This is a genomic window from Phenylobacterium sp., from assembly GCF_965284355.1.
Lineage (GTDB): Bacteria > Pseudomonadota > Alphaproteobacteria > Caulobacterales > Caulobacteraceae > Phenylobacterium.
On sequence record NZ_OZ260078.1, the window covers coordinates 1,962,919 to 1,987,196 of the forward strand.

Consider the following 24,278-nt stretch of genomic DNA (forward strand, 5'->3'; position numbering starts at 1 on the left):
GCCTAGGGCGTCAAGGCGAGCCGGGCTATAGCGGGCCGATGCTCGACCGCTTCTACCTGCCGATGCTGGCGCTTGGCGCCATCGCCGCCGTCGCGCTGGCCCTGGTGTGGCCGCAAGGTCTGGGCGACCGCTCGCCCGACCCGTTCGGCCACGAACCCGTGCAGCGCACCGCCGAACGCCAGGCCGCCATGCGGCGCGAGACCGAGGCCGCCCAGCGCCGGGTCGACCAGGCGCGGGAGGCGGTCCGCAACATCCAGAACCAGGCGATCGCCCCCTCCCAGTGAAACCCCCGCAATGACGCTCAAGGACACCATAGCTGTCGGCCGGCGCGTCCTGGAGACCGAGGCCGAGGCCCTGGTCCGCATGGCCGCCAACCTCGGCGAGCCCTTCGCCCAGGCTGTAGAGACCCTGTTCACGGCGCGTGGCCGCATCGTCTGCACGGGCATCGGCAAGTCGGGCCACGTCGCGCGCAAGATCGCCGCCACCCTGGCCTCGACCGGCAGCGCGGCGATGTTCGTCCACCCCAGCGAAGCCAGCCACGGCGATCTGGGCATGATCGGCGCCGACGACGTGATCCTGGCGCTGTCGAAGACCGGCGAGACCCGCGAACTGGCCGACGTCATCGCCTACGCCGCCCGCTTCGACATCCCGCTGATCGGGCTGACCGCCGCGGCGGACGGCACGCTGGCGCGGGCCTCCGACATCGTCCTGCTACTGCCCGACGCGCCCGAAGCGACCGATGCGGTGAACGCGCCCACCACATCCACCACCCTGCAGATGGCCATGGGCGACGCGCTGGCCGTGGCCCTGCTGGAGCGGCGCGGCTTCCAGCCCAAGGACTTCAAGGTGCTGCACCCAGGCGGCAAGCTGGGGGCGATGCTGCGCACGGCCGCCGACCTGATGCACGGTCGCGAGGAGCTGCCGCTGGTCGCGCCCGAGACGCCGATGCAGAAGGCGCTTCTGGTGATGACCGAGAAGCGCTGGGGGATCGTCGGCGTCGTCGACCCCCAGGGCTGCCTGCTGGGCGCCATCACCGACGGCGACCTGCGCCGCCACATCGTGGGCCTGCTGGACCACACCGCCGGCGAAGTCATGACGCCTGGCCCCCGCAAGACCGCCCCGCCCGGCATGTTGGCCGGCGAAGCCCTGGCCCTGATGAGCGACCCGGCGCCGGCCGTGACCGTTCTCTTCGTGGTCGACGACGGCAAGCCCGTCGGCATCCTCCACGTCCACGACCTGCTGCGCGCCGGGGTGATGTAGAGGCCCCTTTCCTGCAATGCGGGAAAGGCAGAGGTTGGCGCTCCTCCGTGGAACACGTTCTCGCCGTTAAGGCTTCCGCAGTGGCGCCCCCTCTATCCGGCGGGTAAACACGCGCCCGACACGCCGCTTCCCCCAAGTCGCTGCCCCGGAGTCCCGATGCTGCCCGTTCCCCGCGCCGACCTGGTTCCCAACACCTGGGACTACGAGATCACTCCGCTGGTGAAGGCGACGGGCTTCCGCGAATACGACGCGCGCTGGCTGTTCGGGCCCGAAATCAACCTGCTGGGCATACAGGCGCTGGGTCTGGGCCTGGGCACGCTGATCCACGAGATGGGCCAGAAGCGGATCGTGGTCGGCCACGACTACCGGTCCTATTCGCTCTCCATCAAGCAGGCGCTGACCATCGGCCTGGTCGCCGCGGGCTGCGAGGTGCTGGACATCGGCCTGGCCGTGTCGCCGATGGCCTACTTCGCCCAGTTCGATCTCGATGCGCCGTGCGTGGCCATGGTCACCGCCAGCCACAACGAGAACGGCTGGACCGGCGTGAAGATGGGCGCGCAGCGTCCCCTCACCTTCGGCCCCGACGAAATGGGCCGGCTGAAGGAACTCGTCCTCGGCGGCAAGTGGGAGCAACGCCCCGGCGGCTCGGTGGCCCACATCGCGGGCGTGGCCGAACGCTACATCGCCGACGCCGCCTCGCGGGTGAGCTTGAAGCGGCCCCTCAAGATCGTCGCGGCCTGCGGCAACGGCACCGCCGGCGCCTTTGCGCCCCAGGCGCTGCGCAAGATGGGCGTGGTCGACCTGATCGAGATGGACTGCGAGCTCGACTACACCTTCCCCAAGTACAATCCGAACCCCGAAGACAGCGTGATGCTGCATGCCATGGCCGCGACCGTTCGCGAGCACGGCGCCGACCTGGCCTTCGGCTTCGACGGCGACGGAGATCGCTGCGGCGTGGTGGACGACGAGGGCGAAGAGATCTTCGCCGACAAGATCGGCCTGATGCTGGCCCGCGACCTGTCGGCCCTGCACAAGGACGCGACCTTCGTGGTCGACGTGAAGTCGACCGGCCTCTTCGCCACCGACGAGGTGCTGAAAGCCAACGGCGCCAAGACCGTCTATTGGAAGACCGGCCACAGCTACATCAAGCGCAAGACCGCCGAGTTGGGCGCCCTGGCCGGCTTTGAGAAGAGCGGCCACTTCTTCATGAACCCGCCGATCGGACGCGGCTACGACGACGGCCTGGTGGCCGCCGCGGCGATCCTGGCGATGCTGGACCGCAACCCCGACAAAAAGCTCAGCGACCTGAAGAAGGCGCTCCCGGTGGCCTACACCTCGCTGACCATGAGCCCGCACTGCGCCGACGAGGTGAAGTACGGCGTCGTCGACAGCGTGGTGGCCGAGTACACCGCCCTGCGCGACGCGGGCGGGACCATCCTGGGCCGCAAGATCGTCGACCTGATCACCGTCAACGGCGTACGCGTAGCGCTGGAGGACGGCTCTTGGGTGTTGGTGCGCGCCTCGTCCAACAAGCCCGAGGTGGTGGTCGTCGTCGAGAGCACCCAGTCCGAGGACGACATGCGCCGCCTGTTCCACGAGGAGGTGAAACCCCGCCTCGCGAAACGCCCCGAAGTGGGCAAGTACAACCAGGAAATCTGACCATTCACCGGCGCGGCGCGGATTTTGCTGCAGCGCGAAACCGTTGTGCCGTTGCGGCAGCCTGCAGCCCATGTTGAAAGGCGCTGCCTTCGAGGGAGTTCTGAATGCGCGTTGCGATGATCGGGACAGGCTATGTGGGCCTCGTCAGCGGCGCCTGTTTCGCCGACTTCGGCCACACGGTCACCTGCATCGACAAGGATGCGGGCAAGATCGAGCAACTCCGTAGCGGCGGGATCCCGATCTATGAGCCGGGGCTCGACACCCTGGTCGCGCAAAACGTGAAGGCCGGCCGCCTGTTCTTCGACACCGACGCCACGCAGGCGATCAAGGAGGCCGACGCGGTCTTCATCGGCGTGGGCACCCCCTCGCGGCGCGGCGACGGCTATGCCGACCTCTCCTACGTCTATGCGGCAGCCGAAGAGATCGCCGGTCTGGTCCAAGGCTTCACCGTGGTGGTCACCAAGTCGACCGTGCCGGTGGGCACCGGCGACGAGATCGAGGCCATCTTCAAGCGTGTGCGGCCCGACGCCGACGTGGCCATCGTCTCGAACCCGGAATTCCTCCGCGAAGGCGCGGCGATCGAGGACTTCAAGCGCCCCGATCGGGTTGTCGTCGGCACCCAGGACGAGCGCGCCCAGGCGATCATGCGCGAGCTATACCGCCCGCTGTACCTGAACGAGACGCCGATCCTGTTCACCAGCCGCCGCACCAGCGAGCTGATCAAGTACGCCGCCAACGCCTTCCTGGCGCTGAAGATCACCTACATCAACGAGATGGCCGATCTGTGCGAGGCCGTGGGCGCCGACGTACAGCAGGTGGCCAAGGGCATCGGCCTGGACGGCCGCATCGGCGGCAAGTTCCTGAACGCCGGCCCCGGCTATGGCGGCAGCTGCTTCCCGAAGGACACCATCGCGCTGGTCCGGACGGCCCGCGACGCCGGCGCGCCCGTCGAGCTGGTCGAGACCACCGTGAAGGTGAACGACGAGCGCAAGCGCGCCATGGCCCGCAAGGTGGTCAAGGCGCTGGACGGCGACGTGAAGGGCAAGACCGTCGGCATCCTGGGCCTGACCTTCAAGCCCAACACCGACGACATGCGCGACGCGCCATCCCTGGCCATCATCCCGGCGCTGCAGGACAAGGGCGCGAAGATCCAGGCGTTCGATCCCGAAGGCCACGAGGCGCGCCAGATGCTGAAGGACGTCGACTTCAAGGACGATCCCTATGCCGTGGCCGAAGGCGCCGACGTGCTGGTGATCATTACCGAATGGGACCAGTTCCGGGCGCTCGACCTCGATCGCATCAAGCTGATCATGAACAAGCCGGTGCTGGTCGACCTTCGCAACATCTACAAACCGGCCGACATGCATGCCCGCGGCTTCGAGTACGTCAGCGTCGGCCGCTGAGCCGATGGCGCCCCGGCTGTTCCACGTGAGTGAGGACGCCGGGATCGCGCGGTTCGACCCCCGACCGTCGCCATCCACCGATGCCGGCGTCATCGGCACGGCCGTCTGGGCGCTGGCCGAGCCGTTCCTGCCCAACTACCTGCTGCCCCGCGACTGCCCGCGCATCTGCTTTCGCGCCAAGGACTCGACCACCGCGCGAGACCGCGAGCGGTTCCTGGGGGCCGCGCGCCATGTGGTGGCGTTCGAGGCGGCGTGGCTGGATCGGGTGCGCTCGGCGCGACTGGCGCTCTACGAGATGCCGCCGCAGAGCTTCACCGATGCGCTGCTCGAGGCGGGCTACTGGATCTCGCGGGAGAGCGTGACGCCCCTCGGCACGACGCACATCGACGACTGCCTCGCAGCGCTCACGGCCGCGGGCGCCGAGGTGCGGGTGGTGCAGGACTTCTGGCCGCTAAGCGACGCGGTGGCGGAATCGAGCCTTCGCTTCTCGATCATTCGCAAGCGGAACGCAGCGCCTCGGAAGGTCTAGGCAGGGCCTAGAATAGCCCCGGCGTCTGCATGAACTGCTCGGCGATCCAAACGGCGCCGGCCCAGAAAGCCACGCCGAGGAGAGCCACGAAGGCAAGGCACGCGATGGAGCGGGCGGGCCGCTCGGCGTGCCGCGCCACGCCCGAAATGGCGAGATCGCGCCGCATATATCCTCCCAAGTCCGTCTTCTCTGTCGAGACACCCGGGTCGAGCCGGATGAATTGTGTGGACGATGACACAACATTTCAGCGTTCGCTAGGGTTGTCTCAACGGTGAGGTTTACGGCGTGGACGGGCGTTGGGAGGCGGCGAACTGGCGCTGAGCGCGGGCCTTCAGATAGGCCTGCAGTGCGGCGATCTCCTGCGAGCTCAGGGCGTTGAACCGCGCCGGCGCCACTTGCGACATCAGACCCACCTTCCGGTCTCCCGCCGCGACGCCCGTGCGCAGCAGCCGCTCGAAGTCGGCCGGGTCGTACGAGGCGACCATGTTCAGGTTGGGCGACTTCAGGATGCCGCCGCCCTCCAGCTTCTGGCCGTGGCACTCCACACAGGCCCGGGCCACCTGGCGGCCTAGCGCGTGCTCCGGGCCCAGGTTCTCCAGTTTCAGCGCGCCGTTGGCGGCGATCGCGTCCGGCTCGGACTTGAACTGGCCCAGCAGCACGCCCAGCCGGCCGACGGGGCCAATCTGGAAGCGGGGTTGCCTCTCGCCGGTGGGCTTGTAGGTGCGCAGATAAGCCGTCAGGTCGGCCATCTCCTGATCGCTCAGGTGGGCGAAGGCGCTGGACGGCATGATCCACAGCCGCCGCCCGTCCGCCGCCACGCCATGGCGGACTGCGCGGTCGAGGTCTGCGTCCGACTGCTGGGCAAGGGTGCGGCTGAGGTTGGGACCCCAGGCCCTGATGATCGGCATCTCGTCGTGAAACAGCAGGCCTTCCAGCTGCTGGCCGTGGCAGTCGTGGCAGCCATTCAGCTTCGCCACCCGGCGACCCCGTGCGACGGCGCCGGGGTCGGTGGCCGCCGTCAGTGTCACTTGCGGCTTGTCGACGGGCCAGCGGATCATCGCTTCGGACACGGCGAAGGCCCCGCCGACGGCGAGCGCGCAAGCGCCCGCGACGCCGGCCAGGCCATAGCCGGCCCACTTCAGAATACGGTTCATAGACACACACCTTTTTGGACAACGCGGCCTCTGGCGGGCCGTCGTTCGGGGGAGGCGTGGAATTAGGTTCAGCCGTCAGGCCGTACAATCAGCGCCTTTGCAGCACCGTTTTGCAGCTTTGCAGTGCATCCGGATCCGCTCCGGGGCGTATCCGCGCGGCCTTAAGCCGCCGCCTTCTTCACGGCGCCGGCGATCTCCTTGATCACCTGTCTGACCAGGTCTTCGTCGTCGGCCTCGGCCATGATGCGGATGAGCGGCTCAGTGCCCGAGGCGCGGACCACCAGCCGGCCCGTGCCGGTCAGGCGCTGCTCGGCGTCGGCCATCACCGCCTTCACCGCCTCGTTCTCCAGGGGCTTGCCGCCCGCGAAGCGCACGTTCTCCAGCTTCTGCGGCACCGGCTCGAACTGGCGGGCCAGCGCGCTCATCGGCTTGTCGCTCTCCTTGAGCACCGCCAGCACCTGCAGCGCCGCCAGCAGACCGTCGCCGGTGGTGGAGAAGTCCGACAGGATCAGGTGCCCCGACTGCTCGCCGCCCAGGTTGAAGTCGCCCTGGCGCATGCGCGCCATCACATAACGGTCGCCCACCTGGGTCCGCTCCAGCTTCAGCCCCTTCGCGCCCAGGAACCGCTCGAGGCCCAGGTTGGACATCACGGTGGCCACCACGCCGCCCCCGCGCAGCTTCTCGCGCCGGCTCCAGTCGGCGGCGATCAGCGCCATGATCTGGTCGCCGTCGACCAGGTGGCCCCTCTCATCGCAGATCACCAGCCGGTCCGCATCGCCGTCCAGGGCGATGCCGATGTCGGCGCGGTACTCCTTCACCGCCTTCTGCATCGCGGCGGGCGCGGTCGAGCCGCACTCTTCGTTGATGTTGAAGCCGTTGGGGTTCACGCCGACCCGGATCACCTCGGCGCCCAGCTCGTAGAGCGCCTCGGGCGCCACCTTGTAGGCCGCGCCATTGGCGCAATCGATCACGATCCGCATGCCCGACAGGTTCAGCCGACGCGGGAACGTAGCCTTGGCGATCTCGATGTAGCGGGCCTGGCTGTCATCGATTCGCTGCACGCGGCCTAGGTCGGCGGGACCGGCCAGGTTGGTCTCCAGCCCCTCGCCCATGCGTGCCTCAATGGCGAGTTCCTGCTCGTCCGACAGCTTGTAGCCGTCGGGGCCGAACAGCTTGATGCCGTTGTCGGTGAAGGCGTTGTGCGAGGCCGAGATCATCACGCCCAGGTCGGCGCGCAGGGACCGCGTCATCATCGCCACGCCGGGCGTAGGCAGAGGTCCGAACAGGCGCACGTCCATGCCCACGCTGGTGAAGCCCGCCACCAGCGCCGGCTCGATCATGTAGCCCGACAGCCGGGTGTCCTTGCCGATCACCACCAGGTGGCGGCGCTCGTCCCGCGACATGAAATGCTTGCCGGCCGCCATGCCGACCCGCAGGGCCACCTCGGCGGTCATGGGATGGCGGTTGGCCTCGCCGCGGATGCCGTCGGTGCCGAAATAGGCGCGCTTACTCATGGGAATATCCGTCGGAGATGCTCTGGAAACGATCCGAAACTGAGATTTAGTCGACGCGGACTTTGCTAATGCTAAAGGCGCCAATCGCTCAGCGCGACCCACGGATTCGCTCCGGGATCGCCTAGTCTATAGCAAAGGACGCCACGGCCACATGTGCGGGATCATCGGCATTGTCGGCGCTTCTTCCGTGCAGGAGCGACTGATCGAGAGCCTCAAGCGGCTGGAATACCGTGGCTATGACTCCGCGGGCGTGGCGGGCGTGGTGGACGGCAGGGTCCAGCGCCGCCGGGCCGCCGGCAAGATCCGGGCGCTGGAGGAGGTTCTGGCCGCCGACGCGCTGAACGCCACTGTCGGCATCGGCCACACCCGCTGGGCCACCCATGGCGCGCCCACCGTGCGCAACGCCCACCCGCACACCTCGGGCCGGGTCACCCTGGTCCACAACGGCATCATCGAGAACTATGCCGAGATCCGCGAGCGCCTGCAGGCCGTGGGCAAGACCTTCGAGAGCGACACCGACACCGAGGTGATCGCCGCCCTGCTGGACCACGAGCTCGGCTCGGGCAGGTCGCCCACCGACGCGCTGAAGGCCACCCTGGACCAGCTGGCCGGCGCCTACGCCCTGGGGGTGCTGATCGAGGGCCACGATGCCCTGGTGATGGGCGCACGGCGCGGCAGCCCTCTGGTGGTGGGCTACGGCGACGGCGAGATGTTCATCGGCTCGGACGCGCTGGCGGTCGGGCCCTTCACCAACCGCGTCGCCTTCCTGGACGAAGGCGATTTCGTCGCCATCGACCATACCTCGGCCCAGATCTATGACGCGGCCGGCAACCGCGTGGAGCGCGCGATCCGCACCGTCCCCACCTCAGCCGCCCTGGTCGAGAAGGGCAACTACCGCCATTTCATGGAGAAGGAGATCCACGACCAGCCCGAGGGGTGCCAGCGCACAATCGCGGCCTATGTGGACACGCTGACCGGCCAGGCCTCGGTCCCCGGCGGCGTGGACTTCGCCGCGCTCGAGCGGATCCAGATCGTGGCCTGCGGCACCGCCTACATCGCGGGCCTGATGGGCAAGTACCTGATCGAACAGCTGGCCGACCTGCCGGTCGACGTCGAGATCGCGTCGGAGTTCCGCTATCGCCAGCCGGCGCTGCGGTCCGGCGCCCTGGTGATCGCCGTCAGCCAGTCGGGCGAGACGGCCGATACTCTGGCCGCCCTGCGCTACTGCATGGCCAAGGGCATGAAGAGCGCGGCCATTGTGAACGCCCAGGAATCCACCATGGCCCGTGAGGTCGATGTGGTCTGGCCGATCCACTGCGGCCCCGAAATCGGCGTGGCCTCGACCAAAGCCTTCACCGCCCAGGTCGCCGTGCTGACCGCGCTGGCCGTGGCCGCCGCCCGCGCCCGGGGCCGGATCGACGCGGCCGAGGAGCAACGGCTGGTCCGGCTGCTGATCGAGGCGCCGCGCCTGCTGGCCGAGTCGATCGAGTTGGAGGAGGCGGTGAAGGGCGTCGCGCTCGAGGTCTCAAAGGCCCGCGACGTGCTCTACCTGGGCCGCGGGCCGATGTATCCGCTGGCCCTCGAAGGCGCGCTGAAGCTGAAGGAGCTCAGCTACATCCATGCCGAAGGCTATGCCGCCGGCGAGTTGAAGCACGGCCCCATCGCGCTGGTCGACGAGCAGACGCCGATCGTGATCCTGGCGCCCTTCGACAGCTACTTCGAGAAATCGGCGTCCAACATGAGCGAAGTGATGGCGCGCGGCGGCCAGGTGGTCTTCATCACCGACCCGGAAGGCAAGAAGCACGCCCCGCCCGGCGCCCGGGTGGTAGTGACCGCGCCGCGCTGCGACCCGCTGATCGCGCCGCTGGTGTACGCCCCGCCGATCCAGCTTCTGGCCTATCACGTGGCCGTGCTGAAGGGCGCGGATGTAGACCAGCCGCGGAACCTGGCGAAGTCGGTGACGGTGGAGTAGCGAGCCGAAGGCGAGCGTCCCCTCCCTTGATGGGGAGGGACAGGCCGCGCCAGCGGCCAGGGTGAGGAAGTCGGGGCCAGAACTCAGAGGGTGGGAGGATCGATACTCCCTCACCCTGGCGGCTTCGCCGCCTGTCCCTCCCCATCAAGGGAGGGAAGAAAGAAAACGGCCGCTCCAGGGGAGCGGCCGCCTCTCATTTCGTCGATCGGAAAAAGAAGTCTTACTTCTTTTCCGGCTCGGCCGGGGCCGGCGTGGCGGACATCGCGCCAGCGTCAGCGGCCGGAGCGGCAGCGGCGTCAGCCGGCGGCGCAGCCGCGTCGGCGGGCGGAGCCGCGGCGGCGTCGGCGGCCGGAGCAGCAGCGGCGTCAGCGGCAGGCGCTTCGGCCGGGGCGGCTTCTTCTTTCTTTTGGCAAGCAGCCAGGCTCAGAGCCAGGACACCGGCGGTAGCGATCGTCAGAATGCGAAGCTTCATGAGATAGGCTCCCCGTTGGGGGTGAATCCCCCTGGACCCGCTGACGTTACACAACTTCGCGAGTTCTCAAAATCGTGATGGTTGCCCGATCCCCGAAAATCCTCCCCCGCACCCGCGGAACACATTACGGAGACCTGCGGGGTGAGTGTCTGGAGGGTGTGAATGGCGAAGCCTGTGCGCAAAGCGGTCCTGCCGGTGGCGGGACTGGGGACCCGGGTGCTGCCCGTCGGGAAGACGACGCCTAAGAACCTCCTGAACGTCGTCGACCGGCCGATCCTCTCGTACATCGTCGAGGAGGCGCGCGCGGCCGGCATCGAGCACATCGTCTTCATCGTGAGCCGCGGCCAGGGGGCCATCGAGGACTACTTCGACTCTATTCCCGAGATCGAGAACGCCCTGTCCGCCAAGGGCAAGGTCGAAATCCTGGAGGACCTGCGGCGCGACCTGCCCGAACCCGGACAGATGAGCTTCATCCGCCAGATGGCGCCGCTGGGCCTGGGTCACGCCGTCTGGTGCGCCCGCCACGTCATCGGCGACGAGCCGTTCGCCGTCATGCTGCCCGACATGCTGATGCAGGCCAGCCCGCCCGCGCTGGTCCAGGCCGTCGCCGCCTATGAGAAGACCGGCGGCAACATCGTGGTCGTGGAGCCCGCGCCTGAAGGCGAGACTCACAAGTATGGCATCGTGGCGCTGGACGGCCAGAAGGGCCGGCTCAACCGCATGACCGGCATGGTCGAGAAGCCGCCGCTTGGGACCGAACCCTCAAACCTTTTCATCTCCGGCCGCTACATCCTGCAGCCCGAGATCTTCAACATCCTGGAGACCCAGGAGCGCGGCGCGGGCGGCGAAATCCAGCTCACCGACGGCATGGCGGGCCTGATGAAGACCCAGGACTTCCACGCCCTGGAGTACGAGGGGACCACGTACGACTGCGGCGACAAGCTGGGCCTGCTCCGCGCCAACGTCGCCTTTGCCCTCGCCCGTCCCGACCTGGGCGACGCCGCACGCGAGGCGATCAAGGTGCTGCTGTAGCGGCGCTTGCCCGCGGCTATTGGAGCCTGAAAACGGGGCGACGCCCTTCGCTCATTTCGGGTAGCCGCCGCACGCAGTGGCTTTGCGCCGCACCCCTACATCCACCGGCTGTTTACCGGTCTCCGCATACATCTCCCTGCGTTTACCGGGGGGTAGGTCCTTGTTTGATGGTGATAGCCGGCTAGTCGAGAAGATGGCGCCGAAGCTCAAGCGGATCCTGGTGGCGGATCCCGAGCCCGGCTCCGCGCGCCTGTTCAACGACGTCATGCGCGAGATCTGCCACAGCCACATCTGGGTTGCGGCCAATAACGAGCGAGCGGAGAAGATCGCCGAGACGTGCGATCCGCAGCTCGTCATCGTCTGCCTGGGCGACGAGCGGTTCGACGGCCTCGGTTTCGTGCGCAAGCTGCGCCGCTCGACCTGGACTTGCCGGACATCGCCGGTGATCACCATCACGGGCGTGGCCACCCAGGGGATGATCCTGGCGGCCCGGGACTCGGGCGTGCACGAGTTCCTGCGCAAGCCCTACAGCATGAAGGACCTGCTGCGGCGGCTCGAGGCGGTGACGCTGAAGGACCGCGACTGGGTCGAGGGCGTCGCCTACATCGGCCCCGACCGGCGCAGGTTCAACTCGGGCGACTACGCCGGCCCGCTGAAGCGCAAGACCGACGGGTCGGAGACGCCCTACCAGCAGAAGATCAACCAGTGCCTGAAGATCATCCGTGCGGCGGCCGCCGCCGCGGAGAGCGATCCGGCGCAGGCCATGCGGGCGATGTTGGCTCAGGCCACGGCTCTGCAGTCGATGGCCACCGACTTCCACCTGACCCTGGCCGCGTCCGAGTTCTACCGGAACCTGGTCCGCCACACGCAGAGCGGCAAGGCGCTGACGCGCGATCTGGCCGACGCCTGGACCGTGAAGCTGCTGGGCTTCCTGCCGAAGGACGCCGACGCCGGCCGCAAGAAGCCCGTGGCGGCCGCCGAGCCCGAGGACTCGGCCCAGCCGCTCATGCTGGGCTAGCTACTTCTCGGTGAGATTCCAGACGCCGTCCCAGTCGGCGTCTGGGGGCGCGGCGGCCAGCAGTTCGACGCGCTGGCGATACACCTGGCTGGGCTTGTCGTCCGGATAGAGTTCGAGCGCGCCGTCGAAGGCGCGACTGGCGGCGGTCCAGTCGCGTGCACGGTAGGCCGTCAACCCCTGGGCGAACAGCTCCAGAAGCGCGCCCAGCGCCGGCTCGTGCGCGCGGTAGCCCAGCGACTCGTAGACCGCCACGGGCCGATCCTTGCCCTTCACCCGGATCAGGTCGATCTCGCGCAGGGTGGCTGGACCCTTCAGGTCACGGACCGACATCTCCGACAGCATGATCTTGGCGCCATACTGCTTGGTGACGCCTTCCAGCCGGGAGGCGAGGTTCACGGTGTCGCCGATCACCGTGTACTCCATCCGCCGGACCGAGCCGATGTTGCCGATGACGGTGGGGCCGGTCGAAAAGCCGATGCCGATGTCGAGCGGGGCCTCGCCCTTCGCGGCGCGGCGGGCGTTCAACGCAGCCAGGCGCTCCATCATCTCGTCGGCGGCGGCGAGCGCGTTGTCGGCGTCGTTCGGCCCCAGGAACGGCGAGCCGTAGAGCGCCATGATCCCGTCGCCGATGTATTTGTCGAGGATGCCGTCGTGGCGGAAGATCACGTCGACCATCTCGGTGAAGTAGTCGTTGAGCAGCGAGACGGTCTCGCGCGGCCCCAGGGCCTCGGCGATCGAGGTGAAGCTCCGGACGTCGGAGAACATCACCGTGACCTTCTGCTCCTTGCCTCCCAGTTCGGCCTCGCCCGCGGACAGCAGCTGATCGGCCACCTCCTTCGACATGTAGCGGCTCATGGTGGAGCGGACGCGCTTTTCCTCGGTGATGTCCTCCAGCACCAGCATCGAGCCGATCCGGGCCTCGCTGGAGTCGATCAGGGGCATGGTGGTGAGATTCACCGAGGCGGTGTCGCCCGACCATTTGGCCAGCTCGGCATCGACGGCCAGCACGGTCTCCCCGCTGGCGTCGGTCTTCGCCAAGCCGTCCAGAACCCAGGGGTTGCCGGCGAACACGTCGCTGGCCGGGCGGCCGACCATGGCGTCGCGGTTCTGGTCGAGCAGGGTCTGGGCGGCGTCGTTGGCGGTGACGATCCGACCCTCGGCGTCGAGGGTGACGATCCCGTTCGAGGTGCTCTTCAGGATGCTCTCGTTGTAGTTCTTCATCGAGAGCACGTCGTCGAACAGCTTGGCGTTCTCCAGGCTGACGGCGATCTGGGCGGCGAAGGCCTTGAGACGGGCCTCATCCTTGGCGGTGAAGGCGCCGCCCTTCTTGTTCAGCGCCTGAGCCACGCCGATCCGGGCGCCGGCCTTGTTGGTGATCGGCACGCACAGGATGCTGCGGGTGCGGAAGCCGGTGCGCTGATCGACCTCGCGATTGAAGCGGCTGTCCTCGTAGGCGTCGGCGATGTTCTCGACATGACCGGTCGTGAAGACCGCGCCGGCGATGCCGCGACTGGTGGGCACGTGGATGCCGCGCGTCTCGACCCCGTCGGCATAGAGGGTGAACAGCTCCTCGGCCTTTTCGTCATAGACGAACAGGCTGGCCCGCTCGGCGTTCAGGAGGCCCGTGGTGGCGTGCATGATCCGCTCGATCAGCACCTCCAGCAGCAGTTCCCCGGCCAGGTCCTGCGTGACCTCCAGGATCTGCTGCTCCTCGCGCAGCGACGCCAGCATCAGCCCGAAGCCACGGTTGATCTGGGCGTACTCATCGGCGGTGAGCACGGCGACGTCGGCGTCATCAAGACGCCCGCGCTCAACCTGGCGCATCGCCTCGACCAGGCGGGCGGCCGACCGGGACACCTCGTTGGAGGTCAGCACCGCCATGGCCACAGCGCCCATGATGCAGACGGTCACCACCGCGCCGCTCCAGATGTACAGCTGGGTCAGCTCGCCGGCCGGCAGGACGAATCCATGCCCCGCGACCATCCGGTCGAACTTGTAGAGGAACGACCCGGCCGCGAAGATCAGCGGCAGCGCGCAGACGAAGACCGCCAGGAACAGGAGCTTGCTGCGCAGCGGCACTTCGATCAGGGCCGCCTGCTGCTCCGCGGGGATCAGCCCGCCCAGCTCGCGCGACAGTCGCTGGACGATGGGCTCGATGGTGCGGCTGACGGCGAAGTATTCGAAGATCGCGTGCGCCGGCGAGGCGAACACCAGGATCAGCACCGCCAGCCCGATCTGCTGCCAGTTGGCGACTTCCGCCCCCATCAAGGTGTTCATCACATAGACGGCGATGAACAGCGACAGGGTCGCCATCGGCCCGTGCAGGACGGTGACGCGGACGGCCGAGATCTGGGGCAGGTTCAGCGCGCGCACCACCGCGGCGGCCAGGATTGCATCCGGGGGGCGCTCCCCTCGATCCAGGGCGCTGAGCACCGGAGCCAGCGGCTTCAGGTGCCAGCGGATCACCACCATGTCGATCGAGGTGAAGAAGGCGGTGGCGAACGGCACGCAGATCCAGAACTTCAGCCACTGCATGGGCGTGAACTCGAGCCCCAGAAGGCCCAGGCCCATCGACACGGTCACCGCGGTGCCGGTCGCCAGCATGTAGATCCAGATCAGACGCCAGAAGAGCGCCCGGCCTGAATCCACGGCGCGGGCAGGCGATCGCGCGAGAGGGGGCGCCGCTGCGGTCACCCGCGCTCCAGCCCTGATGCGTCCAACCCAAGGCGCATCGCCCGCACGCTCCGTACTCTACGTTCCCCGATCCGCGACACTGTAGCCCGCGTTCGCCGCAACCGACAAACTGCGTTACGCTAACTTTAGTCGTGGAACGGGTCGCGCATCAGGATGGTGTCGTCCCGCTGCGGGCTGGTCGAAAGCAGGGCGACCGGCGCCCCGATCAGCTCCTCGATGCGGCGGACGTACTTCACGGCGCTGGCCGGCAGGTCCTTCCACGAGCGGGCGCCCTGGGTGGTCTCGCTCCAGCCTTCCATCTCTTCGTAGACGGGCTCCAGCTGGCCCTGGGCCTTCAGGCCGGCCGGCAGGTAGCCGATGTCCTGGCCGTTCAGCCGGTAGCCGGTGCAGATCTTCAGGGTGGGCAGGCCATCCAGAACGTCCAGCTTGGTCAGCGCGATGCCCGAGATGCCGTTCAGCGCCACCGACTGGCGAACGAGCGCCGCGTCGAACCAGCCGCAGCGGCGCGAGCGACCGGTGACAGTGCCGAACTCGCGACCCACCGTGCCCAGATGCTGGCCTACCTCGTCAAACAACTCGGTGGGGAACGGGCCCTCGCCGACCCGGGTCGTGTAGGCCTTCACAATCCCCAGCACGTAACCGGGCCCCTTGGGCCCCAGGCCCGAGCCGGCGGCGGCCTGGCCGGCGACAGTGTTGGAAGAGGTCACATACGGATAGGTGCCGTGGTCGACGTCCAGCAGGGCGCCCTGGGCGCCCTCGAACAGCACCCGCTTGCCCGACTTCACGATGCCATCGAGCTTGAGCCACGCCGGCTGGGCGAAGGCCAGGATCTTCGGCGCAATGTCTTCCAGCTCAGCCAGCAGCGCAGCGGCGTCCACCGGCGGCAGGCCCAGGCCCGCACGCAGGGGCGCATGGTGGGCCAGCAGGCGGTCGATCTTGGCTTCCAGCGCCTCGCGGTCGGCAAGGTCGGCGACTCGGATGGCGCGGCGGCCCACCTTGTCCTCATAGGCCGGGCCGATGCCGCGGCCGGTGGTGCCGATCTTGTTGGTGGCGGCCGCCTCGCGCGCCTGGTCCAGGTCGCGGTGGATGGGCAGGATCAGACAAGCGTTGTCGGCCAGCACCAGCAGCTCGGGGCCGATCTTGATCCCCTGCGCGCCGATGCCCTCGATCTCCTTCAGCAGATGCCAGGGATCGACCACCACCCCGTTGCCGATGATCGAGAGCTTGCCCTGGACCACGCCCGAGGGCAGCAGGCTGAGCTTGTACGTCTGATTGCCCACCACCAGCGTGTGGCCCGCGTTGTGGCCGCCCTGGAAGCGGACGACCACGTCGGCGCGGTTGGAAAGCCAGTCGACGAGCTTGCCCTTGCCCTCGTCGCCCCACTGGGCGCCGATCACGGTGACATTGGCCATCTGGATACGATCTCCCGACCTGCCCGGAGAACACATCGCGGCCCTTCGACAGGTGCTCGACCGGATGCGGAGATCGATTGTAGCGCGGGCAGACGCCCTGCGCGGCGCCGATGTAGACGAACTGGCCCTCGCCCTCAAGGGCCGTGTCTTGCTATCAGCCGATCATGGACATTCCGCGCTTCCACCTGGCCTTTCCGGTCCGCGACCTGGACGAGGCCCGCGCCTTCTACGGCGACCTGCTGGGCTGCCCCGAAGGGCGATCCAGCGACGAGTGGGTCGACTTCGATTTCTACGGCCACCAGATCGTGGCGCACCTGTCGCCGGATGAGGTGGGCCATAATGCTACCAACGCCGTCGACGGCCACGACGTGCCGGTCCGCCACTTCGGCGCGATCCTGACTTTGCCGCAGTGGGAGGCGCTGGCCGCCAAGCTGAAGGCTGAGGGCACAGCGTTCGTGATCGAGCCCAACATTCGCTTCAAGGGTCAGCCCGGCGAACAGGCGACGATGTTCTTCCTCGACCCCTCCGGCAACGCGCTGGAATTCAAGGCCTTTGCCGACGACAGCATGGTGTTCGCGAAATGAGTGAGCTGGCCATCTCCTTCGCCGACGTGGAGGCGGCCGCCGACCGCCTCAAGGGCGTCGCGGTCGAGACCCCGCTGGTCGAGAGCCCGGCGCTGAACGAGCGCCTGGGCCTGCAGGTGCTGTTGAAGCTGGAGACCCTGCAGCGCGTCGGCGCCTTCAAGTTCCGGGGCGCCTACAACCGCCTGGTCCAGTTGAATGAGGCCGAGCGGAAGGTCGGCGTCGTCGCCTTCTCGTCGGGCAACCACGCCCAGGGCGTGGCGCTGGCGGCGAAGCTGCTGGGCATGCCGGCGCTGATCGTGATGCCGGCCGATGCGCCCAAGGTGAAGGCCGACGCCACCCGCGGCTACGGCGCCGAGGTGAAGTTCTACGACCGCCTCACCGAGAGCCGCGAGAAGATCGCCGCCGCCATCGCCGCCGAGCGTGGCGCGGTGATGGTCCCGGCCTTCGACGACCCGCACATCATCGCAGGCCAGGGCACGGCCGGCCTCGAGCTGGTTCGCCAGGCCGCGGCGCGGGGCGTCAACAAGCTGGACGTGGTGATTACGCCCTGCAGCGGCGGCGGCCTGCTGGCCGGGGTGGCCACGGCAGTGAAGGCGCTGTCGCCCTCGACCGCGCTGATCGGCGCCGAGCCCGCGGGCTACGACGACACGCTGAAGTCCCTGCAGGCGGGCGTGCGCACGCCGATGACGCCCACGCACCGCACCTTGTGCGACGCGCTGGAGACCCCCTGCCCTGGTGAGCTCACCTTCCCGATCGTGCATCGCAACGTTTCCGACGTGGCCGTGGTGACCGACGCCGAGGTGGCCGAGGCTGTACGCTATGCGTTCTCGGTGCTGAAGCTGGTGGTCGAGCCCGGCGGGGCCGCCGGCCTGGCCGCTCTGCTGGCCGGCAAGGTCAACATGTCAGGCGGCAAGACGGTGGGCCTGGTGCTGTCGGGCGGCAACATCGACCCCGACCAGATGGGCCAGATCCTGCGAGGCGAACTGTAGGCGACTCCAGCCTGTTTCGAGCCCGGGGCGCGACTCAGCCGCAATCGCGCTAGACTGGCGCCATGAGCGTTGGTCCGACCCCACCGGTCGGTGGCCCGCCCCCGGGGCCGCTCGCGACCGGTCAGGCCGTCTCGGCGGCCGCCACGCCGCTGGCGCAGGCGCCGGACCCTGTCGCCCCCCTCATGCAGCGCGCCGTGGAGGCCGCACGCGCCGACGGGGCGATCCGCCAGTCGGGCCAGGGGCCGCTGCTGGCCGACCTGAGCCGGGCGCTCGAGTCTCCGCATATGCCGGCCACCCTGAAGGCCGCGATCCGGCAGTTGCTCGCGTTCGGCCTGAACGCCGGCGCGCCGCCCGACGCCGCCGCGCTGCGGGCGGCGGTCGCCCGCTCGGGTCTGTTCCTCGAGGCGCGACTGGCGCAGACCCCGACGGCTCCGCCCTACGACATGAAGGCCGCCCTGCTGGCGCTCTCGCAGGCGCTCACCGCAGCGGGCGCGACCAGCCCGGGGCGACCCGCCCGGGCCACCGCAGCCCCGCCCACGCGCGGCGGCGCCGTCGCCGGCCAGGCGGCTGGCGCAGCCATCCTGAGAGCCGACGATCCCCCCGAACAACAGCTGGCCATCCTGCGCGACGAGACCGACCAGGCCCTGGCGCGTCAGACCCTGCATCAGCTGGCCTCGCTGCCCGACGACTCCGGCCAGCGCTGGATGTTCGAGCTGCCGATGATGACGCCGCAGGGCGCGGCGGTGGCCCAGTTCGCCATCGAGCGCGACGACCCAGGGCCGGGCGGCCGGCCCGACGCGGCCCCCGCGTGGCGCGCCCGCTTCGCGCTGGACATTCCGCCGCTGGGGCCGGTGCTGGTCCACGTCCGGCTGCAGGGCGAACGCAGCACTGCGGTGCTGTGGGTCGACCGTGCGGAGAGCCTGGCGCACCTGCGCGAACAGGCGCCGCGGCTGGCGCAGGCGCTGTCGGGCGACGTGGTGGTCCATCCCGGCGCGCCGCCCAGTGCGCCGCCACCCGCGCCCGGCGCCCTGGTGGACCGCAGCTCATGACCGACGAGACCTCGCGCCCGCTGGCCGTGGCCCTGCGCTACGACGCCCCCGACGCGCCCCGGGTGGTGGCCGTGGGCCGCGGCGAGCTGGGGCAACGGATCATCGAAACCGCCCGCGAGCACGGCGTGCCTCTGGAAGCCAACCCGGCCCTGGCCGAGGCGCTATCGACCATCGAACTGGACACCGCGATCCCCGAGGCGCTGTACGAGGCGGTCGCGGTGGTGATCGCCTTCATCCTGCAGGCCGCCCGCGAGCCGCAGGGTGCGGCGCCGATGCACCGCTGACGAGGGCTCTAATCGAAGGTGGCGGCCACCGAGGTCGGGCGCAGCTGTCGGTACATCTCCGCCCACGGCGCCATGAACGCCACAAGGAAGCCGACGTAGAGCACGCTGATGACCGCAGAGTAGGCGAGCCTCGCTCCGACCGACATCTGGGAGAACTGACCCAACATCGCCAGGAACGCATTCGACCGGTCGGGCGAGGCGGCCGCCAGCCCGCCCATCATGACGCCGGCCAGCAGCCCGAACACGACGAGGCTGGCGACCGTCAAGGCAAGGCCGACCAGAAACATCGCCAGGCCGTGGCCCTTGGTGAAGCGCCATGACGCCAGCACCCGCAGGCGGTTCTCCGCAAAGCTCATGACGGTCGCCATCGACAGTCGCAGCGAAGCCCACACGTAGGCCCACAGCGCCAACGGAACGACGATGAGCATCATGATGACCGAGACGATGGCGCCCGCTTCTCCGGCCGCCGCCGCGACCCCTCCCACGCCAATGCCGATGACCAGAACGAACGCGAGGTAGCCCGCGAACCAGAGCAGGGTCGCCAGCACGGCCGACAGAGCGACCCACAGTTCGCGCATGCCCAGCCGCAGATAGAAGAACCGCCGGTCGTCGGGCCGTAGCACGGCGCGCATGATCGCCGTGTAGATGGTCAACACCAGGACGAGGCTCACCAGCATCGCCAGCCATTGCGCCGGGCCGAACGGAGCGGCCGGGAGGGTCGCAGCCGATCCGCCGACGCTGGCCGCAAGCGCGTCGTAGTAAGCCGCCGTATCGCCCCAGTTGAGGACCAACGACAGCGCGCTGAGCAGGAAGTAGGCGGCGCACCACACGGCAAAAGCCATGGGCTCGCGTCCGATGAGGCGAAAGCCCGCGCCGATGGCTTCGCCCACCGCGATCTTCTGAGTCATGCGCCCCCCCGTACCGGACACACGATGGCAAGACGTGGGACTTGCGACAACCCCCGGTCGGCATTGCGCCTAGGCTCGCCCCGCGGGGCAAGGCTGTCAGGCCCGCTTCGCGGTCGCGACGACTTGGTTCCGCCAGAGGCCTACAGCCGGTCCTCGGGCAAGGGCTGGCGGGGGTCGAGGCGGGGGGTGGTCATGCGGGCCAGCTTGGGCTTCAGCCAGTTCTCGAAGTCGTCGACGAAGCGATAGACCACCGGCACCAGCACCAGCGACAGCACCGTAGAGGTGATCAGGCCGCCGATAACGGCGACCGCCATAGGCTGGCGGAACTCGGCGCCCTTTTCCAGCGCGAACGCCGTGGGCAGCATGCCGGCGGCCATGGCGAAGGTGGTCATGACGATCGGGCGGGCCCGTTCGCGACAGGCCTCGATGATGGCGTCGTGCTGGCTCATGCCTTCGCGCTCGCGCTCGATGGCGTACTCGACCAGCAGGATCGAGTTCTTCGCCGCCAGACCCAGCAGCATCAGGAACCCGATCAAGGACGGGATCGACAGCGACAGGTTGAAGGCCAGCAGGCCGGCGAAGGCGCCGCCCACCGCCGTCGGCAGGGCCGACAGGATGATGATCGGCTTGAAGAAGCTGCGGAACAGCAGGACCAGCACGCCGTAGATCATCGAGACGCCGGTGAAGATCGCCATCCCGAAGCCGCCGAACAGCTCGGCCATGGCTTCCGCCGTGCCGATGGAGGCCGGTCGCACGCCCTCAGGCAGCTTTTTCATGATCGGCAGGTTGTTCACCGCCTTCTGCGCCTGGCCCAGCTGATAGCCGCCGTTGAGTTCGGCCTGGATGGTGATCCGCCGTTCGCGGTTCAGGCGGTCGATCCGCGCGGGGCCGGCCTTGAAGTCGATCTCGGCGACGCTCTCCAGCGTGGTGACGCCGCCGGACGCCGTCGGCACGCGCAGCGCCTTCAGCCGTCCCAGGTCGGTCCGAGCGTCCTCGGGCAGGCGGACGCGGATGGGGATGCGCCGTTCGCCCTCGTTGAACTTGGCGACGTTGGCGTCGATGTCGCCCACGGTGGCGATGCGCACGATGTTGGCGATGGCGTCCGAGGAGACCCCCAGGCGCGCGGCCTCGTCCGGCTTGGGTCGGATGACGATCTCCGGGCCCACCGGCGGCGTCGACTGCTTCGGGTCGGCCACCTCGGGCAGCGAGCGCATCTGACGCTCCAGCTCCAGGGCGGCGGCCTCAAGGTTGTCGGGGTTGGTGCCGGTCAGGATCTGCTGGAAGCCGGCGCCGCCCTCGAAGTCGAGGAAGCCCAGGCGCACGTCGGGAATCTTGCGCAGTTCCTCACGCAGCCGGTCACGGATCTCGGCGCCGGGAACGCTGCGGTCCTCGCGCAGCAGGATCGTCGCCGTGCCCTTACGCAGGTCGCCGCCGCCGCTGGCGCCCGAGCCCGGGCCGAAGCTGGAGACCGTCGAGCCGATCTGGATGAAGACGGCGGTGACCTCGGGCTGGTCCTTGAACAGGTTGTTGATCCGCTGGGCGGTCGCTTCCATGTCCGCGACGGTCGCACCGGGCGGGCCCTGGATGTCGACGTACATGTAGTCAGGGTCGCCGGCGGGCTGGAAACCGGCCGGCAGCAGCGGCACCAGGGCCAGCGATCCGATGAAGAACACGCCGCCGATGATCGCCGAGATGATCCGGTGGGCCAGCGCCCACTCCAGGGCGTTGCGGTAGAAGCCCTCGAACGGCTTGCGCGGGTGCGGGTCGGGCGTCGCCTTCAGGAAGTAGGCGGCCATCAACGGAGTGACGAGGCGCGCCACCACCAGCGAGAACAGCACCGCCACCGAGACGGTCAGGCCGAACTCGCGGAAGAACTGGCCGGGGATGCCGGGCATGAACGACACCGGCGTGAACACCACGACGATCGAGAAGGTGGTCGCCACAACGGCCAGACCGATGGCGTCCGCGCCTTCCAGGGCAGCCTGGAACGGTCGCTGACCGCGCGCCACCCGCTTCTCGATATTCTCGATCTCGACGATGGCGTCGTCGACCAGGATGCCGATGACCAGGGTGAGCGCCAGCAGCGTCACCATGTTCAGCGAGAAGTCGGCCAGCTTCATGACCAGGAAGGTCGGGATCAGCGAGATGGGCATGGCCAGCGCGGTGATCGCCGTCGCCCGCCAGTCGCGCAGGAAGAACAGCACCACCAGGGCCGCAAGCAGCATGCCCTCGCCCAGCACGTTCTTGGTGGCCTGGAAGCTGGCGCGCGTCTCGGTGACCGACGAGAAGATCGTGGAGAACTTGACCGCCGGATAGGCCTTCTCCAGCTCGGCCACCTTCTTGAGGACCGCGTCCTCGGTGTCGACATCGCTGGCCTCCTTGGTCTTGGCGACCTGGAAGCCCACGACGGGGCGGCCGTTCAGGCGCGCGAAGCCACGCACGTCCGAGGCGCCGTCGCCGACCTCGGCCACATCGGTCAGCCGCACGTACTGGCCGCCGCCGGTGGGGATCGTCATGTCGCGGAGCTTGGCCACCGTGTCGACCGTGCCCAGCACGCGGACCGTCTGTTCGCGACCACCGATGGAGACCCGACCGCCGGGCGCATCGACCTGGAAGCCGCGCAGCGCGTTGTTCACCTGGCTGGCCGTCAGGCCGCGGGCGGCCATGCGGTCAGGGTCGATGATGATGTTGATCTCGCGCGCCACGCCGCCCACGCGGGAGACCTGCGAGACACCCTTGGCCGCCTGCAGCGTGCGGGCCACCGTGTCGTCGACGAACCAGGACAGTTCGTCGTCGGTCATGTCCGGCGCCTCGACGGCCATCGTCATGATGGGCGCCGCGTCGTCAATCTCGAGCTGGTTGACCTGGGGCTCGTCGATGTCGCGCGGCAGCTGCGCGCGCGTCTGCGCCACCTTCGACCGGATCTCGTCGGTCTTCTTCTGGAGGTTCGTGCCGATCTCGAACTGCACCGAGGTGGTCGAGACGCCCTGGGTCACCACCGACTGGATGTTGCGCACCCCGGTGACGCTGGCCACGGCGTCCTCGACGGGACGGGTGATCTGGGTCTCCATCTCCCCCGGCGCGGCGCCGGCCTGGGTGACCGTCACGGCGATCACCGGGAACTGGATGTTCGGGTACATCTTCACCGCGAGCGCCTGGTAGGCGATCAGGCCGGCCATGATCAGGCCGATGAAGAGCACCGCTACGGGGATCGGGTTGCGGATCGCCCAGGCGGAGATCGCGAAATGGCGTGGCTGTTCGCTCATTTGGCGACCGCGGTCTTGGCGGCGGGTTGCGCCGGCGCGCCAGACGGGCGGACCAGGTCGCCGTCCAGGAACAGGGCGCCGGCGTTGGCGATGATCCGGGTGCCGGCGGGGGGACCCTTGACGATCTGGACCACGCCGCCGCCGCGGGCGCCCGTCTGCACGGGCACGCGCTTCACCTTGTTGTCCGGGCCAACGACCATCACCTTGGCGCCGTCGGCGTCGTAGCGAATGGCCGCTTCGGGCGCGCCCAGCACATTGGCCGAGGCGTCGTTGAACACCGCGCGACCGAAGCCGCCGGCGCGGATGTCGCTGCGGACCGGGAGCGTGATGCGCACCTCGCCCAACTTGGTCTGCGGGTCGATCTGCGGGCTGATCAGACGCACCCGGCCGGTCGCCACAGCGCCCGAGGGCAGGTTGACGGTGGCCTGCTGTCCCACGCGGATGCGCGACAGGTCGTCCTCGGCCACGTCGGCCGAGAGCTCGATCTGGCCGTCACGGGCGATGCGGAACCACGGCGTGGCGCTGGGCGTCGAGATGTCGCCGGGGCGCGCGTTCTTCTCGAGGATGACGCCCGAGACCGGCGCGGAAACCGCCAGCTTTTGCCGCTGGGTCGTCAGCGCGCGCAGGTTGGCGCGGGCGACCTCGGCCTGGAACCGGCGCGAGGCAATCTGTTCCTGGCTGATCACGCCCTGACCGTCGAGGTCCTTGACCCGCTGGGCCTGATCCTCGGCCTGGGCGGCCTGGGCGCGGGCCTGGGCGACCTGGGCGTCCAGCAGGGCCGGGTCGATCACCGCCAGCGTCTGGCCGGCGCGAACATATTCGCCCACGTCGGCGAGCACGCGGGTGACGCGGTAGCCCGAGACTTCCGGAGCGACGGCGGCCTCCTCGCGGGGCACGAGGTCGCCCGAGGCGGCGAGCGACCCGACGATGGCGCGCGGGCCGATGGTGACGACCGTGACGGCGCGGGCGCGCTGGGCCTCGGTCTGCTTCTCCGGGGGCTTCTTGCAGCCGGCCACGGCGAGGGTGGCGGCGAGAACGGCGACGACGCCGAAGGAGGAGGGGGCGAGCTTCATGGCGCG

The 24,278-nt window shown here is 68.9% G+C and carries 21 protein-coding genes; 12 read left to right on the forward strand and 9 right to left on the reverse strand.

The genetic code is table 11. The annotated features are described in order from the left end of the window. Positions 1-38: 38 nt before the first annotated feature. The 5 genes from ACQ66R_RS09535 (at position 39) to ACQ66R_RS09555 (ending at position 4,851) form a co-directional block, all read left to right on the forward strand. Positions 39-284 (forward strand): hypothetical protein, encoded by a 246-nt coding sequence (locus tag ACQ66R_RS09535; RefSeq protein ID WP_430421380.1) that lies wholly within the window; start codon positions 39-41, stop codon positions 282-284. Between the two features lie 10 nt (positions 285-294). Beyond that, positions 295-1,260 (forward strand): KpsF/GutQ family sugar-phosphate isomerase, encoded by a 966-nt coding sequence (locus ACQ66R_RS09540; protein WP_430421382.1) that lies wholly within the window; start codon positions 295-297, stop codon positions 1,258-1,260. Between the two features lie 156 nt (positions 1,261-1,416). Then, complete coding sequence (locus ACQ66R_RS09545; RefSeq protein WP_430421384.1) at positions 1,417-2,919, forward strand: phosphomannomutase/phosphoglucomutase; 1,503 nt, start codon at positions 1,417-1,419, stop codon at positions 2,917-2,919. A 104-nt stretch (positions 2,920-3,023) separates the two neighbouring features. Further along, positions 3,024-4,322 carry a UDP-glucose dehydrogenase family protein gene (locus tag ACQ66R_RS09550; RefSeq protein ID WP_430421386.1) on the forward strand — a complete coding sequence of 433 codons (1,299 nt, stop codon included), beginning with the start codon at positions 3,024-3,026 and terminating at the stop codon, positions 4,320-4,322. A 25-nt stretch (positions 4,323-4,347) separates the two neighbouring features. Beyond that, complete coding sequence (locus tag ACQ66R_RS09555; RefSeq protein ID WP_430421388.1) at positions 4,348-4,851, forward strand: DUF6886 family protein; 504 nt, start codon at positions 4,348-4,350, stop codon at positions 4,849-4,851. A 7-nt stretch (positions 4,852-4,858) separates the two neighbouring features. On the opposite strand, the gene ACQ66R_RS09560 is transcribed toward ACQ66R_RS09555, so the two are convergent. The 3 genes from ACQ66R_RS09560 to glmM all read right to left on the reverse strand — a co-directional run bounded on the left by ACQ66R_RS09560 (position 4,859) and on the right by glmM (position 7,519). Further along, positions 4,859-5,017, reverse strand: a complete 159-nt coding sequence (locus ACQ66R_RS09560; RefSeq protein WP_430421390.1) for a hypothetical protein — start codon at positions 5,015-5,017, stop codon at positions 4,859-4,861. A 112-nt stretch (positions 5,018-5,129) separates the two neighbouring features. Next, positions 5,130-6,005, reverse strand: a complete 876-nt coding sequence (locus tag ACQ66R_RS09565) for a c-type cytochrome (RefSeq protein ID WP_430421392.1) — start codon at positions 6,003-6,005, stop codon at positions 5,130-5,132. Between the two features lie 161 nt (positions 6,006-6,166). Next, positions 6,167-7,519, reverse strand: a complete 1,353-nt coding sequence (gene glmM / locus ACQ66R_RS09570; protein ID WP_430421394.1) for a phosphoglucosamine mutase — start codon at positions 7,517-7,519, stop codon at positions 6,167-6,169. A gap of 151 nt (positions 7,520-7,670) precedes the next feature. Between glmM and glmS the strand changes: the two genes are divergently transcribed. Then, positions 7,671-9,491, forward strand: a complete 1,821-nt coding sequence (glmS, locus tag ACQ66R_RS09575; RefSeq protein ID WP_430421396.1) for a glutamine--fructose-6-phosphate transaminase (isomerizing) — start codon at positions 7,671-7,673, stop codon at positions 9,489-9,491. A gap of 220 nt (positions 9,492-9,711) precedes the next feature. Here glmS and ACQ66R_RS09580 read toward each other — a convergent pair whose 3' ends face one another. Beyond that, positions 9,712-9,963 (reverse strand): hypothetical protein, encoded by a 252-nt coding sequence (locus ACQ66R_RS09580; RefSeq protein WP_293362591.1) that lies wholly within the window; start codon positions 9,961-9,963, stop codon positions 9,712-9,714. A gap of 162 nt (positions 9,964-10,125) precedes the next feature. Between ACQ66R_RS09580 and ACQ66R_RS09585 the strand changes: the two genes are divergently transcribed. Together ACQ66R_RS09585 and ACQ66R_RS09590 are read left to right on the forward strand one after the other, a co-directional pair. Beyond that, positions 10,126-10,995: a UTP--glucose-1-phosphate uridylyltransferase gene (locus ACQ66R_RS09585; protein WP_430421398.1), complete on the forward strand. Its 870-nt coding sequence runs from the start codon at positions 10,126-10,128 to the stop codon at positions 10,993-10,995. A 193-nt stretch (positions 10,996-11,188) separates the two neighbouring features. After that, entirely contained in the window at positions 11,189-12,013 is an 825-nt protein-coding gene (locus ACQ66R_RS09590) for a response regulator (protein WP_430421400.1), read from the forward strand. Here the strand turns inward: ACQ66R_RS09590 and ACQ66R_RS09595 are convergent, their stop codons facing one another. Continuing rightward, entirely contained in the window at positions 12,014-14,662 is a 2,649-nt protein-coding gene (locus ACQ66R_RS09595; protein ID WP_430421402.1) for an adenylate/guanylate cyclase domain-containing protein, read from the reverse strand. It lies immediately after the preceding gene. Between the two features lie 170 nt (positions 14,663-14,832). Further along, the gene (locus tag ACQ66R_RS09600) at positions 14,833-16,119 is read right to left on the reverse strand and encodes an adenylosuccinate synthase (RefSeq protein ID WP_430421404.1); all 1,287 of its coding nucleotides are present in this window, start codon (positions 16,117-16,119) and stop codon (positions 14,833-14,835) included. Between the two features lie 164 nt (positions 16,120-16,283). Between ACQ66R_RS09600 and ACQ66R_RS09605 the strand changes: the two genes are divergently transcribed. From ACQ66R_RS09605 to ACQ66R_RS09620, 4 genes are all read left to right on the forward strand, one after another. After that, a complete protein-coding gene (locus tag ACQ66R_RS09605; RefSeq protein ID WP_430421406.1) occupies positions 16,284-16,703 on the forward strand; it encodes a VOC family protein in 420 nt (139 codons plus the stop codon). Beyond that, entirely contained in the window at positions 16,700-17,692 is a 993-nt protein-coding gene (locus ACQ66R_RS09610; RefSeq protein WP_430421408.1) for a threonine ammonia-lyase, read from the forward strand. Before ACQ66R_RS09605 ends, ACQ66R_RS09610 begins: the two co-directional genes overlap by 4 nt. Before the next feature lie 62 nt (positions 17,693-17,754). Continuing rightward, positions 17,755-18,741: a flagellar hook-length control protein FliK gene (locus tag ACQ66R_RS09615; protein ID WP_430421410.1), complete on the forward strand. Its 987-nt coding sequence runs from the start codon at positions 17,755-17,757 to the stop codon at positions 18,739-18,741. Next, entirely contained in the window at positions 18,738-19,025 is a 288-nt protein-coding gene (locus tag ACQ66R_RS09620) for an EscU/YscU/HrcU family type III secretion system export apparatus switch protein (RefSeq protein ID WP_430421412.1), read from the forward strand. Before ACQ66R_RS09615 ends, ACQ66R_RS09620 begins: the two co-directional genes overlap by 4 nt. A gap of 8 nt (positions 19,026-19,033) precedes the next feature. Here the strand turns inward: ACQ66R_RS09620 and ACQ66R_RS09625 are convergent, their stop codons facing one another. The 3 genes from ACQ66R_RS09625 to ACQ66R_RS09635 form a co-directional block, all read right to left on the reverse strand. Then, positions 19,034-19,933: a hypothetical protein gene (locus ACQ66R_RS09625; protein WP_430421413.1), complete on the reverse strand. Its 900-nt coding sequence runs from the start codon at positions 19,931-19,933 to the stop codon at positions 19,034-19,036. A 140-nt stretch (positions 19,934-20,073) separates the two neighbouring features. Next, a complete protein-coding gene (locus ACQ66R_RS09630) occupies positions 20,074-23,199 on the reverse strand; it encodes an efflux RND transporter permease subunit (protein WP_430421415.1) in 3,126 nt (1,041 codons plus the stop codon). After that, entirely contained in the window at positions 23,196-24,272 is a 1,077-nt protein-coding gene (locus ACQ66R_RS09635; protein WP_430421417.1) for an efflux RND transporter periplasmic adaptor subunit, read from the reverse strand. Before ACQ66R_RS09635 ends, ACQ66R_RS09630 begins: the two co-directional genes overlap by 4 nt. Positions 24,273-24,278: the final 6 nt, after the last annotated feature.

Bases quoted from the DNA above. Each gene is read 5' to 3' on its own strand.
- ACQ66R_RS09590 (WP_430421400.1), top strand. From the start codon at position 11,189: ATGGCGCCGAAGCTCAAGCGGATCCTGGTGGCGGATCCCGAGCCCGGC.
- ACQ66R_RS09535 (WP_430421380.1), top strand. From the start codon at position 39: ATGCTCGACCGCTTCTACCTGCCGATGCTGGCGCTTGGCGCCATCGCC.
- ACQ66R_RS09550 (WP_430421386.1), top strand. From the start codon at position 3,024: ATGCGCGTTGCGATGATCGGGACAGGCTATGTGGGCCTCGTCAGCGGC.
- ACQ66R_RS09600 (WP_430421404.1), bottom strand. From the start codon at position 16,119: ATGGCCAATGTCACCGTGATCGGCGCCCAGTGGGGCGACGAGGGCAAG.
- ACQ66R_RS09560 (WP_430421390.1), bottom strand. From the start codon at position 5,017: ATGCGGCGCGATCTCGCCATTTCGGGCGTGGCGCGGCACGCCGAGCGG.
- ACQ66R_RS09620 (WP_430421412.1), top strand. From the start codon at position 18,738: ATGACCGACGAGACCTCGCGCCCGCTGGCCGTGGCCCTGCGCTACGAC.
- ACQ66R_RS09585 (WP_430421398.1), top strand. From the start codon at position 10,126: ATGGCGAAGCCTGTGCGCAAAGCGGTCCTGCCGGTGGCGGGACTGGGG.
- ACQ66R_RS09615 (WP_430421410.1), top strand. From the start codon at position 17,755: ATGAGCGTTGGTCCGACCCCACCGGTCGGTGGCCCGCCCCCGGGGCCG.
- ACQ66R_RS09540 (WP_430421382.1), top strand. From the start codon at position 295: ATGACGCTCAAGGACACCATAGCTGTCGGCCGGCGCGTCCTGGAGACC.
- ACQ66R_RS09625 (WP_430421413.1), bottom strand. From the start codon at position 19,933: ATGACTCAGAAGATCGCGGTGGGCGAAGCCATCGGCGCGGGCTTTCGC.
- ACQ66R_RS09610 (WP_430421408.1), top strand. From the start codon at position 16,700: ATGAGTGAGCTGGCCATCTCCTTCGCCGACGTGGAGGCGGCCGCCGAC.
- ACQ66R_RS09580 (WP_293362591.1), bottom strand. From the start codon at position 9,963: ATGAAGCTTCGCATTCTGACGATCGCTACCGCCGGTGTCCTGGCTCTG.
- ACQ66R_RS09635 (WP_430421417.1), bottom strand. From the start codon at position 24,272: ATGAAGCTCGCCCCCTCCTCCTTCGGCGTCGTCGCCGTTCTCGCCGCC.
- ACQ66R_RS09565 (WP_430421392.1), bottom strand. From the start codon at position 6,005: ATGAACCGTATTCTGAAGTGGGCCGGCTATGGCCTGGCCGGCGTCGCG.
- ACQ66R_RS09630 (WP_430421415.1), bottom strand. From the start codon at position 23,199: ATGAGCGAACAGCCACGCCATTTCGCGATCTCCGCCTGGGCGATCCGC.
- glmS (WP_430421396.1), top strand. From the start codon at position 7,671: ATGTGCGGGATCATCGGCATTGTCGGCGCTTCTTCCGTGCAGGAGCGA.
- ACQ66R_RS09605 (WP_430421406.1), top strand. From the start codon at position 16,284: ATGGACATTCCGCGCTTCCACCTGGCCTTTCCGGTCCGCGACCTGGAC.
- ACQ66R_RS09545 (WP_430421384.1), top strand. From the start codon at position 1,417: ATGCTGCCCGTTCCCCGCGCCGACCTGGTTCCCAACACCTGGGACTAC.
- glmM (WP_430421394.1), bottom strand. From the start codon at position 7,519: ATGAGTAAGCGCGCCTATTTCGGCACCGACGGCATCCGCGGCGAGGCC.